The 17073-nt window shown below is 67.4% G+C and carries 16 protein-coding genes and 1 pseudogene; 8 read left to right on the top strand and 9 right to left on the bottom strand.

From position 1 onward, the window contains the following. Nucleotides 1-30: 30 nt before the first annotated feature. Entirely contained in the window at nt 31-2856 is a 2826-nt protein-coding gene (gene glnE / locus ARC78_RS03715) for a bifunctional [glutamate--ammonia ligase]-adenylyl-L-tyrosine phosphorylase/[glutamate--ammonia-ligase] adenylyltransferase (RefSeq protein WP_057505763.1), read from the bottom strand. Between the two features lie 281 nt (nt 2857-3137). Between glnE and scpC the strand changes: the two genes are divergently transcribed. Then, nucleotides 3138-4652, top strand: coding sequence for a succinyl-CoA:acetate CoA-transferase ScpC (gene scpC / locus ARC78_RS03720; protein ID WP_057505764.1), 1515 nt, complete (start codon nt 3138-3140; stop codon nt 4650-4652). Between the two features lie 78 nt (nt 4653-4730). Here the strand turns inward: scpC and ARC78_RS03725 are convergent, their stop codons facing one another. The 4 genes from ARC78_RS03725 to ARC78_RS03740 form a co-directional block, all read right to left on the bottom strand. Further along, nucleotides 4731-5069 (bottom strand): YegP family protein, encoded by a 339-nt coding sequence (locus ARC78_RS03725; protein ID WP_057505765.1) that lies wholly within the window; start codon nt 5067-5069, stop codon nt 4731-4733. A gap of 125 nt (nt 5070-5194) precedes the next feature. Then, nucleotides 5195-5455, bottom strand: a complete 261-nt coding sequence (locus ARC78_RS03730) for a GIY-YIG nuclease family protein (protein WP_054658675.1) — start codon at nt 5453-5455, stop codon at nt 5195-5197. Nucleotides 5456-5473: 18 nt separating this feature from the next. Beyond that, nucleotides 5474-5920 (bottom strand): hypothetical protein, encoded by a 447-nt coding sequence (locus ARC78_RS03735; RefSeq protein WP_145974271.1) that lies wholly within the window; start codon nt 5918-5920, stop codon nt 5474-5476. Between the two features lie 152 nt (nt 5921-6072). Next, nucleotides 6073-7146 (bottom strand): 3-deoxy-7-phosphoheptulonate synthase, encoded by a 1074-nt coding sequence (locus ARC78_RS03740; RefSeq protein WP_054658671.1) that lies wholly within the window; start codon nt 7144-7146, stop codon nt 6073-6075. A gap of 369 nt (nt 7147-7515) precedes the next feature. On the opposite strand from ARC78_RS03740, the gene trxC reads away from it, so the two are divergent. Continuing rightward, nucleotides 7516-7968, top strand: a complete 453-nt coding sequence (trxC, locus tag ARC78_RS03745; protein WP_057505766.1) for a thioredoxin TrxC — start codon at nt 7516-7518, stop codon at nt 7966-7968. A gap of 90 nt (nt 7969-8058) precedes the next feature. Here trxC and groL read toward each other — a convergent pair whose 3' ends face one another. The 3 genes and pseudogenes from groL to ARC78_RS17005 all read right to left on the bottom strand — a co-directional run. Beyond that, on the bottom strand, nt 8059-9705 hold the full coding sequence (gene groL / locus ARC78_RS03750; protein ID WP_057505767.1) for a chaperonin GroEL: 1647 nt from the start codon (nt 9703-9705) through the stop codon (nt 8059-8061). 59 nt (nt 9706-9764) lie between these two features. Further along, nucleotides 9765-10052 carry a co-chaperone GroES gene (locus tag ARC78_RS03755; protein WP_054658669.1) on the bottom strand — a complete coding sequence of 96 codons (288 nt, stop codon included), beginning with the start codon at nt 10050-10052 and terminating at the stop codon, nt 9765-9767. A 347-nt stretch (nt 10053-10399) separates the two neighbouring features. Further along, a pseudogene (locus ARC78_RS17005) lies at nt 10400-10567 on the bottom strand (type IV pilin protein); the annotation flags it as partial. A 145-nt stretch (nt 10568-10712) separates the two neighbouring features. Between ARC78_RS17005 and cutA the strand changes: the two are divergent. The 6 genes from cutA (at nt 10713) to accC (ending at nt 16550) form a co-directional block, all read left to right on the top strand. Next, nucleotides 10713-11036 (top strand): divalent-cation tolerance protein CutA, encoded by a 324-nt coding sequence (cutA, locus tag ARC78_RS03760; protein WP_054658667.1) that lies wholly within the window; start codon nt 10713-10715, stop codon nt 11034-11036. 3 nt (nt 11037-11039) lie between these two features. Then, nucleotides 11040-13382, top strand: a complete 2343-nt coding sequence (locus ARC78_RS03765; protein WP_057505768.1) for a protein-disulfide reductase DsbD family protein — start codon at nt 11040-11042, stop codon at nt 13380-13382. A 1-nt stretch (nt 13383) separates the two neighbouring features. Continuing rightward, on the top strand, nt 13384-13950 hold the full coding sequence (locus ARC78_RS03770; RefSeq protein WP_057505769.1) for a TlpA disulfide reductase family protein: 567 nt from the start codon (nt 13384-13386) through the stop codon (nt 13948-13950). 246 nt (nt 13951-14196) lie between these two features. Next, the gene (gene aroQ, locus ARC78_RS03775) at nt 14197-14631 is read left to right on the top strand and encodes a type II 3-dehydroquinate dehydratase (protein WP_054660863.1); all 435 of its coding nucleotides are present in this window, start codon (nt 14197-14199) and stop codon (nt 14629-14631) included. A 67-nt stretch (nt 14632-14698) separates the two neighbouring features. Then, nucleotides 14699-15172, top strand: coding sequence for an acetyl-CoA carboxylase biotin carboxyl carrier protein (gene accB, locus ARC78_RS03780; protein ID WP_057505770.1), 474 nt, complete (start codon nt 14699-14701; stop codon nt 15170-15172). A 10-nt stretch (nt 15173-15182) separates the two neighbouring features. After that, nucleotides 15183-16550 carry an acetyl-CoA carboxylase biotin carboxylase subunit gene (accC, locus tag ARC78_RS03785; RefSeq protein WP_054660431.1) on the top strand — a complete coding sequence of 456 codons (1368 nt, stop codon included), beginning with the start codon at nt 15183-15185 and terminating at the stop codon, nt 16548-16550. A gap of 67 nt (nt 16551-16617) precedes the next feature. Here the strand turns inward: accC and ARC78_RS03790 are convergent, their stop codons facing one another. Then, complete coding sequence (locus tag ARC78_RS03790; protein ID WP_054660428.1) at nt 16618-16992, bottom strand: hypothetical protein; 375 nt, start codon at nt 16990-16992, stop codon at nt 16618-16620. Nucleotides 16993-17073: the final 81 nt, after the last annotated feature.

Genomic DNA, 17073 nt, shown 5'->3' on the forward strand with positions numbered 1-17073 from the left:
CGGCAGCACCACCGGGCCAAGGAGTGAGACCTACAGCGCGGCTTTGCCCGGTTCGAACGGCAAGCCCTGGGCGATGGCCGCGGCGGTGATCGCCGCGCACGCCGCTTCGATTTCCGGGGTAGGCGCGGTGATGCGCGGCCGCCGGTCCAGCGTGCAGCGCAGCCCGGCATCGAGCAACGTGGCATGGGCGTCGTGCAGCGCCACCGCGGTAGTGCCGGGCAGCCAGCCGGCCGCGGCCAGTGCCGCGATCAGGAACGGGGTCTCGCGCGGCTCGTACAGCGCCGGATGGCCGGCCGCCTGCGCCAGCACCCCGGTCTGCAGCACGAACTCCAGATCCACCAGCCCGCCGGCGCCCTGCTTCAGATCCAGCCGCGCCGCGTCGCTGCGGTCCAGCTCGGTACGCATGCGCGCGCGCATCTTCAGCACATCGGCAAACAGCATGTCGTGGTCGCGCACCCGGCCCAGCGTGGCCGCGCGCACCTGTTCGAAATCGGCCAGCAGCGAGGGCTCGCCGGCGATCGCGCGGGCGCGCACCAGCGCCTGGTGCTCCCAGGTCCAGGCGCGCTCGCGCTGGTAGTCGGTGTAGCTGGCCAGCGAGGACACCAGCGCGCCCTTGCCGCCATCCGGGCGCAGCCGCACGTCGATGTCGTACAGGCGGCCGGCGGCGGTGACCGCGGCCAGCAGCGCCATCACCTTCTGCGCCAGCCGCGCGAACCAGCGCCCGCTTTCCAGCGGCCGGCCGCCATCACTGGCATCCACCCCGGCCGGGTGGTCGTACAGGAACACCAGATCCAGATCCGAGCCGAAGCCCAGCTCCAGCCCGCCGAGGCTGCCGTAACCGATGATCGCAAAGCGCCCGCCGGGCACTTCGCCATGCGTGGCGACCAGGTCGGCGCGGGCCATTTCCAGCACCGTCACCACCACCGCGTCGGCCAGCTGCGCCAGCTGCCGGGTGCAGTCCACCGCCGGCTGGCGGCCATCGTGGAAGGCCAGCGCCATGCGGAAGCTCAACGCCAGCCGCACCTCGTTGAGCATGCGCAGCGCCGCTTCCGGATCGTCGAGGGTCAGCGCCTGCGCGCAGGCGTCGTGCATGTCCTGCAGCTGTGGCATCGGCCCTGCCACGCGGGTATCGAGCAGCTCGTCCAGCAGCAGCGGGAAACCCACCAGACGCTCGGACAGCAGCGCGCTGCGCGCCAGCACGTTGACCAGCCGTTCCAGCGCGCTGGGCTGCTCGTCCAGCAGCGCCAGATAGCTGGTGCGGCGCAGGATCGCCTGCAGCAGGCCGAGCACGCGGCGCAGCGCGGCATCGGGCTGCGGCGAGCGGGTGGCGGCGTGCAGCAGCGCCGGCAGCACCCGGTCCAGCCGCGCCCGCGCCGCGTCGGACAGCGACTTCACCCCCAGCGACTGGGCGAACTCGCGCAAGGACTGGTCCGCGCCGGTGGCATCGGCGAAGCCGGCGTCGGCCAACACCTCGGCACTGCCGCCGCCGGGCAGCACCCGCCAGTAGCTGGCCAGCGCATCGGGCGCAGCCTGGCCCTGGCGCGGCGCCAGCAGCGCGTCGAACTCGGTGGCTACCCGCTGCCGCTGTCCGTCCAGATCGCGCAGCAGCGCCTCCCAACCGGCATAGCCCAGACCCAGCGCGATGCGTTCGCGGTCCAGCGGATCGACCGGCAGCGCGTGGGTCTGCGCGTCGCGCAGCATCTGCAGGCGGTTCTCCAGCCGCCGCAGGAAGCGGTAGGCGTCGATCAGGTCCTGGCCATCGCCGGCAGCCATCTGCCCGGCCTCGACCAGCGCGCGCAGCGCCGGCAGCAGGCGCCGTTCGCGCAGTGCCGCTTCGCGGCCACCACGGATCAGCTGCAGCGCCTGGGCCAGGAACTCGATCTCGCGGATGCCGCCCGGGCCGCGCTTGATGTCGTCCAGCCGGTCCTTGCGCGCGACCTCGGCGGTGATCGCGGCCTTCATCTCGCGCAGGCCGTCGAGCGCGGTGAAATCCAGATAGCGGCGATAGACGAACGGCCGCAGCGTCTGCAGCCACGCCTCGCCGGCGGCGATATCGCCGGCCACCGCGCGCGCCTTGATCCACGCATAGCGCTCCCAGTCGCGGCCCTCGCGCTGGAAATACTGGTCCATCGCGGCAAATGACAACGCCACCCGTCCGGCGCTGCCGAACGGGCGCAGGCGCAGATCGACGCGATGGCAGAAGCCTTCGGCGGTGGTTTCATCCAGCAGCCGTGCCAGCCGCTGGCCGAGCCGGGCGAAATACTCCTCGGCCGCCAGCGGGCGGGCGCCATCAGACTCGCCTCCTTCCGGGTAGGCATAGACCAGATCGATATCGGAGGAGAAATTCAGCTCGCCGCCACCGAGCTTGCCCAGCCCGAACACCACCAGCCGCTGCACGCTGCCATCGGCGGCACGGACCACGCCATGGCGCTGGGCGAACTCCTGCTCCAGCGCGGCCAGTGCCAGCTGCAGGCAGTCCTCGGCCAGCGCGGTGGCACCGGCCAGCGTCGCCTCCACCTCGTCCAGACCGAGCAGATCGCGCCAGACCAGGGCGGTGGAAACCGCCGCGCGGTAGCGGCGCAGCCGGGTCGGCCAGGCGCTGGACTGCAGCGGGTCCAGCACCGGTGGCGGCAGCGGCACAGCGGCGCCGTCGGCCAGCCAGCGCAGCAGTTCCGGCTGCCGGCACAGGGTGTCGATGGCGAAATCGCTGGCCACCGCCAGCTGTCGCAGGCCGGCGTCGAAGGCGGCCGAGGGCGGCCAATGCGACGGATCAGGGACAGCCAGCCGCAGGCGGGCCAGGGCGCGGTCGACGACCGGAAGGACGGATTCAGGCAATGCGGGGGCGATTGGACTCATGCGCCAATTCTGGCATCCGCTGCCAACTGCGGTCGCGATCTGCCGCGAAAAGACAATAAAAAAGCCCGCTGGCAGCGAACTGCCAGCGGGCTTTGCTCCCTCCCCCACGTCGGGATGCAGGGCGATCGTGCGGGGATCGGAAGCAACTTGCACGCTGCAGTGCAAAACAATACCCGGCAGTACAGAAGCATTCCGGCGGCCCGCGCCATCCCACCAAGGTCGGACAACATCCCCGCGTCCGATCCGCGATAATCCCGTGTCCCCTACGAAAACTTGTCGTCATGTCTGTCGAACGTATTCTCGACGCGCGTCTGCGTGACCGCGTGGTTTCTGCCGAAGCCGCTGCCGCCCTGATCCAGCCGGGCGAAACTGTTGCCATGAGCGGTTTCACCGGCTCCGGCTATCCCAAGGCCGTGCCGCTGGCGCTGGCCAAGCGCATCGAACAGGTGCATGCCGACGGCCTGCCGTTCCAGATCAAGCTGCTGACCGGCGCCTCGACCGCACCGGAGCTGGATGGCGCGCTGGCCAAGGCCGACGGCATCGCCATGCGCATGCCGTTCCAGAGCGATCCCGATGCCCGCACGCGCATCAACGAAGGCAAGCTCGACTACATCGACATCCACCTCAGCCACGTCGCCCAGCATGTCTGGTTCGGCTTCTATGGCGAGATCGACACCGCGGTGATCGAGGTCTCGGCGATCCGCGAGGACGGCTCGCTGGTGCCGTCCACCTCGGTGGGCAACAACAAGACCTGGCTGGACCTGGCCAAGAAGGTGATCATCGAGGTCAACGACTGGCAGCCGGCCGGCGTCGATGGCATGCACGACATCTACTACGGCACCGCGCTGCCGCCGCACCGCAAGCCGATCCCGCTGGTCAGCGCCAACGACCGCATCGGCGACACCTCGCTGCACTGCGATCCGGACAAGATCGTCGCGGTGGTGCGTACCCACGGCCCGGACCGCAACAGCCCGTTCAGCCCGATCGATGCCACCAGCGAGATGATCGCCGCGCACCTGATCGACTTCCTCAAGCACGAGGTCAAGCAGGGCCGGTTGCCGGCCAACCTGCTGCCGCTGCAGTCCGGCGTGGGCAACATCCCCAACGCGGTGCTGGCCGGGCTGGCCAAGAGCGGTTTCCGCGACCTGGCCGCCTTCACCGAGGTGATCCAGGACGGCATGCTCGACCTGCTCAAGTCCGGCGTGCTCAGTTACGCCTCGTGCACCGGCTTCGCGCTGAGCCCGGAAGCCAACGAGGAGTTCAAGCGCAACATCGATTTCTACCGCCAGCGCATCATCATGCGCACACAGGAGATCTCCAACCATCCGGAACTGGTGCGCCGCCTGGGCTGCATCGGCATGAACGGCATGATCGAGGTGGACATCTACGGCAACGTGAATTCCACCCACGTGATGGGCAGCCGCATCATGAACGGCATCGGCGGCTCCGGCGACTTCGCCCGCAACGGCTTCCTGTCCACGTTCCTGAGCCCGTCCACGGCCAAGAACGGCACCATCTCGGCGATCGTGCCGATGGCCAGTCACGTCGACCACACCGAGCACGACGTGTCGATCATCGTCACCGAACAGGGCCTGGCCGACCTGCGCGGCCTGACCCCGCGCAAGCGCGCCCGCGTGCTGATCGACAACTGCGCGCATCCGGATTTCCGCGACCAGCTCAACGATTATTTCGACCGCGCCAGCCGCGACAGCTACGGCAAGCACACTCCGCACCTGCTGCCCGAAGCCTTGTCCTGGCACCAGCGCTGGCTCGACACCGGCAGCATGAAGGGCTGAGTCCTTTCAGCGCGCTTCAACTAAAAAGCCCGGCGCAACGCCGGGCTTTTCGTTTCTGGCAAAGACCGCAGATCGCGCTCAGACCGCCGTTCTGTCCTTGATGGTAGTGCTGGGGCCATTGCCCTTGACGCTGGTGATGCCCGCTTCGCGTGCCGCCTGCGAGGCATACAGCTGGCTGCTGCCGATCACCTGGTGATTGGCGGCCTTGAGATTGAAGTGGTAGCGCCCGTCGCTGGCGGTCTTGCGCTCGTAGCGCGCCTCGTCGGGGCTGTTGTGCTGCACCGAGGCGATACCGTTCTCGGCCGCGGTCCGCGTGCTGTAGCGCTCGCTGGTGAGGATCACCTCGGCGTTGCCCGCCTTGAGCACGAAATAGAACTGGCCGTCACTGCTCTTGTCCAACTCGTACCAACCTGCCATCGCAATTCCCCCGCGTTGAGGATGAGGCCGGCTCCCGGCCCCCGCGCTGCCGCAGGCAGGGCGGAAGGTCCGGACAACCGGACACGGCGGCGATCAGCCACCGCCACCGCGCAGCCGACTCTACCTCAATCCTCCTGCCGCTCCAGCCAGGCCAGCTTGCGCTCGCGCGGCAACTGTTTGATCTGCCATTCCGCGCGCGAGGCGGCGGAGCGGTCGGCATAGGGGCGGCTGGCCAGGATCCGCAGCGGTGGATGCGCGCGGGTGTAACGCGCGCCCTTGCCGGCGCGGTGCGCCTGGAAGCGCGCCTCCACATCGGTGCTGATACCCGCGTAGTAGCTGCCGTCACGGCATTCGAGCAGATACAGGAACCAGCTGGCGGTGCGCACAGGCGTTGCAGGCCTACATCACAGGCTGGCGGCGTCGGCGATCTTGCACATGCCCGCGCCCACGGCCTTGTTCGAGGTCATCTGCCCGCCCTTGGTGCTGAATCGCACTTCCACGCGCACGCTGCCATCGTCCTGGCGGCGCACGGTGGTGCGCAGTGGCACGGTGGCGCCGCCCCCGCCGGTGACCGGATTTTCCGCGGCGATATAGCCGGTGCGCTCGTTCGGGTAGATGCCGACCATGCCTTCGGCCTCGATCGCGGCCACCGTCTTGGCGAAGACTTCCGCATAGCCCAGGCCTTCGTGGTCGGTCGAGGCCAGGAACTGCTTGCCGGAGCTGAAACCGCCGGTCACCGACAGGTTCTGCAGGCAACCACTGCCCGAATCCTCGACCGGCTTCCTGGCGGCCACCGCCATCGCCGGAACCAGCGCCATTGCCAACACCACACTGCACATACGGGTACGCATCACTTCCTTCTCCCTGGAACGGTGAACTGATCGGCTTCCTGCCGGGGGAGGTCCGTTGTCCCATCGCCACAGCAGACCGGAAGCCTCGCGCCTCCGGCTGCGTAAACTACTGCGGCAGGCTCCCGTGCACCAGTAGGGACGTCACACAAGGCTCAGGCCGCCGCCTCCAGCTGCACGCGCCGGCGCGCACGCACCGCCTCGGCCAGACGCTCCAGCACCTGCACGGTGCTGTCCCAGTCGATGCAGCCATCGGTGATGCTCTGCCCATAGACCAGCGGCTGGCCTTCGATAAGCTCCTGGCGCCCGGCAACCAGATGGCTTTCGATCATCACCCCGACGATGCGCTGCTCGCCCGCTTCCACCTGCATCGCGACGTCATCGATCACCTTGGGCTGGTTCTCCGGCTTCTTGCTGCTGTTGGCATGGCTGGCATCGATCATCAACCGCGCCGGCAGCTGCGACTTGGCCAGCACGTCGCCGGCGGCCTGCACACTGGCGGCGTCGTAGTTCGGGGCCTTGCCGCCGCGCAGGATCACATGGCAGTCCGGGTTGCCCTGGGTGGCGACGATGGCGGTGCCGCCCTCCTTGGTCACCGACAGGAAGTGGTGCGGGTGCGAGGCCGCGCCGACCGCATCGGCAGCGATCTTCACATCACCGGTGGTGCCGTTCTTGAAACCCACCGGGCACGACAGCCCCGAGGCCAGCTCGCGGTGCACCTGGCTTTCGGTGGTGCGCGCGCCGATCGCGCCCCACGCCACCAGATCGGCGATGTACTGCGGCGAGATCACGTCCAAAAACTCCACGCCGGCCGGCAGACCAAGGCGGTTGATATCACGCAGCAGGCCGCGCGCCACGCGCAGGCCCTTGTTGATGTTGAAGCTGCCATCCAGGTCCGGATCGTTGATCAGGCCCTTCCAGCCCACCGTGGTACGCGGCTTTTCGAAGTACACGCGCATGACGATCTCGAGTTCACCACTGAGCGCATCGCGCAGCGGACGCAGGCGCTGGGCGTATTCCATTGCCGCCACCGGATCGTGGATCGAGCAGGGGCCCACCACCACCGCGAGCCGGTCGTCCTGGCCGTGCAGGATGCGGTGCAGCGCGGCGCGGGCATCGGCCACGGTCTGCGAGGCCTGTTCATCGCAGGGCAGCAACGCCAGCAACTGCGCCGGCGAGGTCAGCGGTTCAAGTTTGCGGATGCGAAGATCGTCGGTGTGGGGGGGCATGGGGGTCTCCAGTTCAATACGAGTGAATGGTTCTGCCCCAGCGTGGCGGCATGAAAAAAGCCGCCAGGTTCGCTGGCGGCTTTTCGGGAATGCATCTGAAAGTTTCTTCAGGGTGAGCGCAGTCCTTCCTCCGCCAGCGGCTTGGGAAAGTAATACCAGAAGTAAAAGCTGGCGCGGGCTGCGTTCATGGGGAGCATTGATAACACGGTTTTTTGTGCGATGCGACAGTTTCAGGGGCAACGGACACCTTGGGTCCGGCACCATCGTGTTCTTCTCCGCAGGATCTATCTTCATAAAGCAGCAGCGATAAGAAGTTCACCGCAACGGGGGCATACTGCACCGCCGCTCACCGCGTTCCTGACCGCTGCGATGAACAACGACACCACGGGATTGCTGCAGATCGCCTGCCCGCACTGCCATGCCATCAACCGCGTCCCCGGCGCGCGCCTGGGACAGGCACCGGCCTGCGGGCGATGCCACCGGCCGCTGTTCACCGCCACGCCGCTGGCGTTGAACAGCGCCGCGTTCGAGGCCCATGCCAGCCGCTCGCAGATTCCGCTGCTGGTGGATTTCTGGGCGGGCTGGTGCGGCCCGTGCCGGCAGATGGCGCCGGAGTTCACCAAGGCGGCCGCGCAGCTGGAACCACGCATGCGCCTGGGCAAAGTCGATACCGAGGCCGAACCGGCGATCGCCTCCCGCTTCGGCATCCGCAGCATCCCGACCATGGTGTTGATCCAGGGCGGTCACGAGATCGCACGCCAGTCCGGCGCGATGCCCGCCAGCAGCATCGTGCAATGGGCCAGCGCGCAGCTGCGCGGCTGACGCGGCGGCAACCGCACAGCGCAGACAAAACAAAACCCCGCCTCGCGGCGGGGTTTTGCGTACATCAGCAGCGGTGAGGCTGCGGCGGACTTAGAAGTCCATACCGCCCATGCCACCCATGCCGCCCATGCCACCGGCGCCCATGGCCGGCTCGTCCTTCTTCGGCGCCTCGGCCACCATCGCTTCGGTGGTGATCATCAGGCCGGCGATCGAGGCGGCGTTCTGCAGGGCCGAACGGGTCACCTTGGTCGGATCCAGGATGCCGAACTCGATCATGTCGCCAAACTCGCCGTTGGCGGCGTTGTAACCGAAGTTGCCCTTGCCTTCCTTGACCTTGTTGACGATCACGGACGGCTCTTCACCGGCGTTGGCGACGATTTCGCGCAGCGGCGCTTCCATCGCACGCAGCGCGATCTGGATGCCGTGGTTCTGGTCTTCGTTGTTGCCCTTCAGACCGGCCAGCGCGGCAACCGCACGCACCAGCGCCACACCGCCGCCCGGGACCACACCTTCTTCCACCGCCGCACGGGTCGCGTGCAGGGCGTCATCGACGCGGTCCTTCTTTTCCTTCATTTCGATTTCGGTCGAGGCACCGACCTTGATCACGGCCACGCCGCCGGCCAGCTTGGCCACGCGTTCCTGCAGCTTCTCGCGGTCGTAATCGGAGGAGGTGTCCTCGATCTGGGTCTTAATCTGGCCAACACGGGCCTCGATGGCGGCGACATCACCGGCGCCGTCGATGATCGTGGTGTTCTCCTTGGAGACCTGCACCTTCTTGGCGCGGCCCAGGTCCTTGATCGTGGCCTTGTCCAGCGACAGGCCCACTTCCTCGGAGATCACGGTGCCGCCGGTCAGCACGGCCATGTCTTCCAGCATCGCCTTGCGACGGTCGCCGAAGCCCGGGGCCTTGACGGCCACGACCTTGACGATGCCGCGGATGGTGTTGACCACCAGGGTCGCCAGCGCTTCGCCTTCGATGTCCTCGGCGATGATCAGCAGCGGCTTGCCGGCCTTGGCGACGCCTTCCAGCACCGGCAGCAGGTCACGCACGTTGGAGATCTTCTTGTCGTGCAGCAGCACGAACGGATCGTCCAGATCGGCGGTCTGCGCCTGCTGGTTGTTGATGAAGTACGGCGACAGGTAGCCGCGGTCGAACTGCATGCCTTCCACCACGTCCAGCTCGTTCTCCAGACCCGAGCCTTCCTCGACGGTGATCACGCCTTCCTTGCCGACCTTCTTCATCGCTTCGGCGATGATGTTGCCGATCGACTCGTCCGAGTTGGCCGAGATGGTACCGACCTGGGCGATGGCCTTGTCGTCAGCGGTCGGCTTGGAGATGTTCTTCAGCTCGGCGACGGCGGCAACCACGGCCTTGTCGATACCGCGCTTGAGGTCCATCGGGTTCATGCCGGCGGCCACAGCCTTGGCGCCTTCACGGATCAGGGCCTGGGCCAGCACGGTGGCGGTGGTGGTGCCGTCACCGGCATCGTCGTTGGTGCGGGAAGCGACTTCCTTCACCATCTGCGCGCCCATGTTCTCGAACTTGTCAGCCAGTTCGATCTCCTTGGCCACGGACACACCGTCCTTGGTGATGGTCGGGGCGCCGAAGCTCTTTTCGAGCACGACATTGCGGCCCTTCGGGCCCAGGGTGGCCTTGACGGCATTGGCGAGCGTGTTGACGCCGCGCACCATGCGCGAACGGGCGTCTTCACCGAAACGGATGTCTTTAGCTGCCATGTGCTGTTACCTCAGTAAATATAAGAGTGTCTGGGGGTGGATCAGGTGGGAAGACGCGCTCAGCCGACGATGGCGAGGATGTCGTCTTCGCGCAGGACCTTGTACTCGACGCCATCGGCCTTGTAGGTCGAACCGGCGTACTGGCCGTAGATGACCTTGTCACCAACCTTCAGCGACGGCGCACGCACCGAGCCGTTGTCCAGCGGCTTGCCCGGGCCCACGGCCACGACTTCACCCTTGGTGGACTTTTCCTTGGCCGAATCCGGGATCAGGATGCCGCCGGCGGAAACTTCCTCGGCTTCGATCGGCTTGACCACAACGCGGTCGTGAAGCGGCTTGATGCTCATGAAAAGACCTCTTAAGTTATTGATTGGCCTGAAAACTTCGGCGGAACCCGACCGCTTTGCCGGCGATATAGGTGCCACGCGTAAAAACGCCCGTCGAACGGGCATGACTGCGAGATGGGGCCCGCCCGGAGGCTTTCAAGGGCTGCAAGAAAAAAATGGCGCGGCCCGGGGGACAAGCGGGCCACGCCATAGCAAGAGAGAAATCGCCGCCCGGCCGCAGGGCTGGACTGCTTCTTGAATATCAGGGGTAGCGGGACCCGTGGACCGAACCGTGGGTCACGCCCGCCGGCGACACTGCATCACAGCAGATGGCAGGACGCACAGCCCCTGGCACTTTCCGCCCTGCGGATTTTGCTGCGCAGTACAGGGTTCGGATAGGCCGGCAGCGCGATGGCCGCGAGGATGGTAAGGATCGCCACCACCATCAACTCGATCAGCGTGAATCCCCGTGCGGTGCGTCGTTTCCGGAAGCCGCCTCCTGTTGCGTGCCAACCAGCGGTGCATACGTCACCCAACGGCGCCAGTCGCCAGTGATCCGGCCTTTCATCGCAGGTGAAACACGCCTACAGAAACTGTGACTTGCCGCAACATGCAAGCGGTGACAACGGTATTGGAACTCCTCTTTGAAAGTGGGGGCGACGCTTCTGCGACAATGCCCGCATGGACGTAAGACTGGTCTTTTGCACCTGCCCGGACACTGTGACTGCGCAATCGCTGGCCCGCCACCTGGTGGAGCAGCGGCTGGCCGCCTGCGTGAACTTGTTGCCGCCGATGCAGTCTGTGTACCGCTGGCAGGGACAGATCGAGCAGGCGCAGGAGGTGCAGCTGCTGATCAAGACCTGCGCCGAGCGGCTGGACGCCCTGTCCGCTGCTATCGTCCAGCAGCACCCCTATGAATTGCCGGAGATCCTGGTGGTCTCCCCGGACGCCGGCCTGCCGGCGTATCTGGACTGGATCCGGGCCCAGACCCGGGAGGAAACCTGATCGATGATGTTGTTCCAACGTTTGACCGCGCTGTGCCTGCTGTCCCTGTGCGCCCTGCCCGCCCTGGCCCTGGATGAAAAGGACCTGCTGCCGGTCGACCAGGCCTTCGTCCTGAAGGCCGAGGCCGGCAGCCGCGAGCGGATCGAGCTGCGCTGGGACATCGCCCCGGGCTACTACCTCTACCGCCACCGCACCAGCGTCAAGGCCGGCCCCGGCTTTACCGCCGGCGCCTTGCAGATGCCCGCCGGCGAGAAGAAGTACGACCAGTTCTTCGGCGATGTGGAGACCTACCACCGGCAGCTGCGGGCCACCCTGCCGGGCACGGCCGAGTCCGGCGCGGACAGCGTGACCCTGGAAGTGCGCTACCAGGGCTGCGCCGATGCCGGGGTGTGCTATCCACCGCAGAAACGCAGCATCGAGGTGAAACTGCCCGGCGCCGCCGCATCCAGCGCCGCTGCCGGGTCCGGCGCGCCCCTGTTCAACCCGCTGGCGCGCAACACCGGCGGCCTGAAGCTGCCCGGCGCGGCGGCGGCACAGGAGCTGCCGCTGCCGTCGGAACAGGCCTTCGGCTTTGAAGCCATCGTCGATGACGGCAACCGCCTGCTGCTGCGCTTCTCGCCGGCGCCCGGCTATTACCTGTATCGCGACCGCACCTCGCTGGCGCTGGAAGGCGCTGCGGGCATCCGCACCGGCAAGCCGCAATGGCCGGCCGGCCAGCCCTACCGCGACGAGCACTTCGGCAATGTCGTGGTCTATTTCGACCAGGTCGAGGTGCCGGTACCTCTGCGCCGCGAGCGCGCCGAGGCCACCAGCGCCACCCTGGTGGCCACTTTCCAGGGCTGCCAGACCGATGGCATCTGCTATCCGCCGATGACCCGGCGCGTGCGCCTGTCGCTGCCGGCCGGTAGGGTCTCGCCCCGCGAGGAGGCGGTCGTCGCACCGCTGGTGATCCCGCCGCTGCCCAGCGGACAGAAGGCCGCGCCGGCCGCGGCCCTCGACCCCACGCCACCGCAGCAGGCAGAAGCCGGCGCACCGCAGCCGCTGGTGATGCGCCCCAATGCCGACCCGGGTACCGGCGCCCTTTCACTGGACGCCTCGGCCGACAACAGCCTGCGCAGCCAGCCACCGGGCACCACCGCACGCCCGGCGCTGCTGGGGATCCTGGCGCTGGCGCTGCTCGGGGGCCTGGTCCTGAATCTGATGCCCTGCGTGCTGCCGGTACTGTCGCTGAAGGTGCTGGGGCTGGCGCAGAGTGGCGAAAGCCGCCTGCACGCGCGCCGTCATGCCCTCTGGTACACGCTCGGGGTGCTGGTCGCCTTCAGCGCGATCGGTGCGCTGGTGCTGGCGCTGCGGGCAGCCGGCCAGGCGGCGGGCTGGGGCTTCCAGCTGCAGCATCCGTGGTTCATCGCCACCCTGGTCTATCTGATGTTCGCGGTCGGCCTGAGCCTGTCGGGCGTGTTCACGCTTGGCGGCCGTCTCGGCGGCGTCGGCCAGTCGCTGGCCCACCGCAGCGGGGCGGCCGGTGATTTCTTCACCGGCGTACTGGCCTGCGTGGTGGCCAGTCCGTGCATCGCCCCGTTCATGGGCCCGGCACTGGCCTATGCCTTCACCGCCCCGCCGCTGCTGGCGATGCTGGTGTTCCTGGCCCTGGGCCTGGGACTGGCGCTGCCGTTCCTGCTGATCGGCTTCGTCCCGCGCCTGGCACGGCGCCTGCCCAAGCCCGGGGCATGGATGGAAACCTTCAAGCAGGTGCTGGCCTTCCCGATGTATTTCACCGCGATCTGGCTGCTGTGGGTGCTGGGCAAGCAGCGCGGCATCGACGCGGTGGCGCTGCTGCTGGCGGGTGCGACATTGCTGGCGCTGGGTCTGTGGTGGTTCGAGCGCAGCCGCTGGCACAGCCGCCACGCGGGCATGGCGCTGGGCGCGCTGATCGTACTGGCCGCGCTGGCTCCGGTCTGGGCCGTGACCCGTCTCGCTCCGCCGGCGGCGCAGGCCACCAGCGAAGGCGCCGTGGCGTATTCGCCGGAAATGCTCGACCGCCTGCGCGCCGACAACCGCGTGGTGCTGGTCAACATGACCGCCGACTGGTGCGTGACCTGCAAGGCCAACGAGCGCAACGTGCTGGACCGTGACGCCTTCCGCGACACCCTCAAACGCCTGGATGCGGTGTATATGCGCGGCGACTGGACCAATGTCGACCCGCAGATCAGCGCCTTCCTCGAGCAGCACAAGGCCGTGGGCGTACCGCTGTACGTGGTCTACGGCCCGGGCGCGCCGCCGCGGGTGCTGCCCACCGTACTGACCCAGGCCGTCGTCGAAGACGCGCTGCTGCGGGCGGCCCGCTGAGATGCGCCGGCCGGCCTGGCCCGTGGTCATCGCCCTGGCCGCCGCGGCCGGTACCGGCGCCGGGCTGTGGCTGACCAGGCCCGGGACCGATCCCCTTCCGTCGCCACCGCCCTTGCCGGCAGCACCGCCGGCGGTGTACGCCGCCGTCCCAGGCGACGCGATGCCGGCACTGACGCTGCCGGACCTGGACGGCATGCCCACCCCACTGCCCGGGCGGTTCCTTGGTCGCCCCCTGCTGATCAACGTCTGGGCCAGCTGGTGCGCACCGTGCATCGAGGAAATGCCGGAACTGGCACGCTTTGCCGCCCAACATGCCGACAATGGCCCGCAGGTGCTCGGCCTGGCCCTGGACAGCCCCGAGGCCGTGCTCGACTTCCTGGGCAATGTGCCGGTGTACTACCCGATCGTGCTCGACACACCGGGACCGGCCGACGCCAGCGTCAGGCTTGGCAACACCCGAGGGCTGCTGCCCTACAGCGTGCTGGTCGATGCGCAGGGGCGCATCGTCAGGCAGAAACTCGGCCCGTTCAAAGCCGGCGAGATCGAGCGCTGGGCACAGCTGCCCTGAGCGATGGGGCCGCCTGGCGGCGATCGTCGGCGAACAGGCCGACTTCCCGCAGATTCGTAATCCGGGTGATCGCGCCGTTGACGCCTGCACCCTGCGCTCTGCCTGCCGCAGCGTCTGCCGGGAGTACCACGGCGTGGCCACCAGAAAAATTCAAACAAACGATTAAAACGAAGCTAATTTCGTCGAACTGGACAGCATCGCCAGCTTCCCTCACACTGCCGCCCTTTCCTGCCAACCCTGCGGCCCATGGCAAAACTGCTGGTCCTTCACGGCCCCAACCTGAATCTGCTGGGTACGCGCGAACCCGAGGTCTACGGCAGCGCGACGCTGGCCCAGATCGACGCCGCGCTGATGACGCAGGCGCAGCAGGCCGGGCATGCGACCGAGCACCTGCAGTCCAATGCCGAACATGTGCTGGTGGACCGGGTGCAGGCCGCCCGTACCGACGGTACCGCCTTCATCCTGATCAATCCGGCCGCCTTCACCCACACCTCGGTGGCACTGCGCGATGCGCTGGCCGCCGTGGCGATCCCTTTTATCGAGATCCACCTGTCCAACCCGCACAGCCGCGAGCCATTCCGCCACCACAGCTATCTGAGCGACAAGGCGGTGGGGGTGATCTGCGGCTTTGGCGCGGACAGCTACCGCTACGCCATGGACGCCGCCCTGCAGCGGCTCTGACCCTTTTCCACGGAACCGCGTGGCGCCTGACGCCCACGGTTTCGAACACCACCCAACGAGGTATTCAATGGACCTGCGCAAAATCAAGAAACTGATCGACCTGCTGGAAGAGTCGAATCTGGCCGAGATCGAGATCAAGGAAGGCGAAGAGTCCGTGCGCCTGTCGCGCACCCCGGTGGCCGGCTATGCCGCCCCGGCGCCGGCTCCGGTCTACGCCGCCCCGGCACCGGCCGCGGCCATGCCGATGAGCGGCCCGACCGAGGCCTCCACCGGCGGTACCGCCAAGCCGGGCAACGCCCTGCCGGACGGACACGTGCAGCGCGCGCCGATGGTCGGCACCTTCTATGCCTCGTCCTCGCCGGACAAGCCGGCCTTCGTCAGCGTCGGCCAGCAGGTCAAGGCCGGCGAGACCCTGGCCATCATCGAGGCGATGAAGATGTTCAACCCGATCGAAGCCGAAGTCGCCGGTACGGTCGTGGCGATCCTGGGTGAGAACGGCCAGCCGGTCGAGTTCGACCAGCCGCTGTTCGTGATCGCCTGAGGCGCCGGCCATGCTCGACAAGGTCGTTATCGCCAACCGGGGTGAGATCGCGCTGCGTATCCTGCGCGCCTGCCACACCCTGGGCATCCGCACGGTCGCGGTGCATTCCACCGTTGACCGCAACCTCAAGCACGTGGCCATGGCCGACGAGTCGGTCTGCATCGGCCCGGCCCCGTCCACGGACAGCTACCTCAACATCCCGGCGATCATCGCCGCGGCCGAGGTCACCGACGCCCAGGCCATCCATCCCGGCTACGGCTTTCTCTCCGAGAACGCCAACTTCGCCGAACGCGTGGAAGAGTCCGGCTTCATCTTCATCGGTCCCAGGGCGGACACCATCCGCCTGATGGGCGACAAGGTCGAAGCCATCCGCGCGATGAAGGCCGCCGGCGTGCCGTGCGTGCCCGGTTCGGGCGGCCCGCTGGGCGAAGACCCGGCCACCAACGTCAAGATCGCCCGCGAGATCGGCTATCCGGTCATCGTCAAGGCGGCCGGCGGCGGCGGTGGCCGCGGCATGCGCGTGGTCCATACCGAGGGCGCGCTGGTCAACGCCATCGCCACCACCAAGCAGGAAGCCAAGGCCGCGTTCGGCAACGACATGGTCTATATGGAGAAGTTCCTGGAAAACCCGCGCCACGTGGAGATCCAGGTGCTGGCCGACGGCCAGGGCAACGCCATCCATCTGGGCGAACGCGACTGCTCGATGCAGCGCCGCCACCAGAAGGTGGTGGAAGAAGCGCCGGCGCCGGGCATCACCCCGGAACTGCGTGCGGAAATCGGCAAGGTCTGCGTGGAAGCCTGCATCCGCATCGGCTACCGCGGCGCCGGCACCTTCGAATTCCTGTTCGAGAATGGCCGCTTCTACTTCATCGAGATGAACACCCGCATCCAGGTGGAGCATCCGGTGACGGAGATGATCACCGGGATCGATCTGGTCGCCGAGCAGCTGAAGATCGCCGCCGGCCACAAGCTGTCGATCAAGCAGAGCGACATCCAGATCAATGGCCACGCCATCGAGTGCCGGATCAACGCCGAGGACCCGGAAACCTTCTTCCCGTGCCCCGGCACCATCACCGGTTTCTACCCGCCGGGCGGCCCGGGCGTGCGCGTGGACACGCACATCTACGGCGGCTACCGCGTGCCGGCCAACTATGACTCGATGATCGGCAAGCTGATCGTGCACGGCCCGGACCGCGACACCGCCATCGCCCGCATGCGGGTGGCACTGAGCGAGATGGTGGTGGACGGGATCAAGACCAACGTGGCCCTGCAGCAGCGCATCATGCGCGACAAGGGCTTCCAGGCCGGTGGACAGAACATCCACTACCTGGAAAAGCGGCTGGCCGAGCGCAAGAACCAGTCCATCGCGCTGACCTGATCAGCGCATGGCGACAGGGAAAAGGCGGGGTAACCCGCCTTTTTCTTTGCCTGCGATCCGCTGCCGGCTACTGCGCGCCGGTATCGGCGGCGGTGATCGCACTGCCCTTGACCGGCTCCACGCCCAGCGGCGAGGTCGGATCGACAATCATCACCGTTTCGGTCGAGCCGTCGGGCCATACGATCTGGAAGGTGCTGCCGGCCGGCAAGGTCGAAAACGGCGTGCCGCTCTGCGCGCGGTAGACCGCCGCCGCCTGGCTGGCGCCGGCACGACGGGCGTCGGCGTCGGCCTTCACCGAGGTCAGCTTGACCTGGGACAGGTTCCGGTAGCGGCTTTCATAGGTGTCTATCAGCAGCACCCCGACTGCGCCGGCCGAGTAGGCCACGAACAGGACGACCCAGATCCAGAACTTGGCACCGCGCAGAAAACGACGGTAATTCATCGCGCACCTCCCCGCGCCTTGCGCAGGTAACTGACCAATTCGTTCATTTTCTCAACACCTTGCCGCGGTACCGCGGCATCA

Source organism: Stenotrophomonas pictorum JCM 9942, assembly GCF_001431585.1.
Lineage (GTDB): Bacteria > Pseudomonadota > Gammaproteobacteria > Xanthomonadales > Xanthomonadaceae > Stenotrophomonas > Stenotrophomonas pictorum.

What these genes read in the sequence shown, in the direction of transcription:
- aroQ (WP_054660863.1), top strand. Translation starts at nt 14,197, where the DNA reads ATGGCAAAACTGCTGGTCCTTCACGGCCCCAACCTGAATCTGCTGGGT.
- groL (WP_057505767.1), bottom strand. Translation starts at nt 9,705, where the DNA reads ATGGCAGCTAAAGACATCCGTTTCGGTGAAGACGCCCGTTCGCGCATG.
- ARC78_RS03735 (WP_145974271.1), bottom strand. Translation starts at nt 5,920, where the DNA reads ATGCGTACCCGTATGTGCAGTGTGGTGTTGGCAATGGCGCTGGTTCCG.
- accB (WP_057505770.1), top strand. Translation starts at nt 14,699, where the DNA reads ATGGACCTGCGCAAAATCAAGAAACTGATCGACCTGCTGGAAGAGTCG.
- glnE (WP_057505763.1), bottom strand. Translation starts at nt 2,856, where the DNA reads ATGAGTCCAATCGCCCCCGCATTGCCTGAATCCGTCCTTCCGGTCGTC.
- cutA (WP_054658667.1), top strand. Translation starts at nt 10,713, where the DNA reads ATGGACGTAAGACTGGTCTTTTGCACCTGCCCGGACACTGTGACTGCG.
- ARC78_RS03765 (WP_057505768.1), top strand. Translation starts at nt 11,040, where the DNA reads ATGATGTTGTTCCAACGTTTGACCGCGCTGTGCCTGCTGTCCCTGTGC.
- ARC78_RS03790 (WP_054660428.1), bottom strand. Translation starts at nt 16,992, where the DNA reads ATGAATTACCGTCGTTTTCTGCGCGGTGCCAAGTTCTGGATCTGGGTC.
- ARC78_RS03725 (WP_057505765.1), bottom strand. Translation starts at nt 5,069, where the DNA reads ATGGCAGGTTGGTACGAGTTGGACAAGAGCAGTGACGGCCAGTTCTAT.
- ARC78_RS03740 (WP_054658671.1), bottom strand. Translation starts at nt 7,146, where the DNA reads ATGCCCCCCCACACCGACGATCTTCGCATCCGCAAACTTGAACCGCTG.
- ARC78_RS03755 (WP_054658669.1), bottom strand. Translation starts at nt 10,052, where the DNA reads ATGAGCATCAAGCCGCTTCACGACCGCGTTGTGGTCAAGCCGATCGAA.
- ARC78_RS03770 (WP_057505769.1), top strand. Translation starts at nt 13,384, where the DNA reads ATGCGCCGGCCGGCCTGGCCCGTGGTCATCGCCCTGGCCGCCGCGGCC.
- accC (WP_054660431.1), top strand. Translation starts at nt 15,183, where the DNA reads ATGCTCGACAAGGTCGTTATCGCCAACCGGGGTGAGATCGCGCTGCGT.
- scpC (WP_057505764.1), top strand. Translation starts at nt 3,138, where the DNA reads ATGTCTGTCGAACGTATTCTCGACGCGCGTCTGCGTGACCGCGTGGTT.
- trxC (WP_057505766.1), top strand. Translation starts at nt 7,516, where the DNA reads ATGAACAACGACACCACGGGATTGCTGCAGATCGCCTGCCCGCACTGC.